The 251-nt window shown below is 65.7% G+C and carries 1 protein-coding gene; it reads left to right on the top strand.

The window, feature by feature from the left end; genetic code table 11:
- Positions 1 to 251, top strand: a 251-nt coding sequence (locus JXQ94_RS13905) for an Ig-like domain-containing protein (protein WP_421924388.1), incomplete at both ends; no start/stop codon positions are given.

Here is a 251-nt window from a genome sequence, read left to right as displayed (position 1 = left end):
TGTCGCGGGCGGTGCCGCCCAGGACGGTGCCGGCAATGGGAATGTCGCCGCGACGCAGTTCACGATCGAGAATGACGAAACCGGACCGACCGTGGCCCTGACAACCGGCTCTGCTGATCCGGTCTCCGGCGCCTTCACAATCACCGCGACCTTCTCGGAAGCGGTCACGGGCTTCGCCATCGGCGACTTCTCGGTCGGCAATGGTGCGGCATCGAGCTTCTCGGCGACCAGTGCGACGGTCTACACAGCCA

The sequence above is a fragment of the Maricaulis maris genome, from assembly GCF_049116555.1.
GTDB lineage: Bacteria > Pseudomonadota > Alphaproteobacteria > Caulobacterales > Maricaulaceae > Maricaulis > Maricaulis maris_C.
Note: the sequence above shows the minus strand (reverse complement) of the source record. Positions and strands in the feature narration are given on the sequence as shown.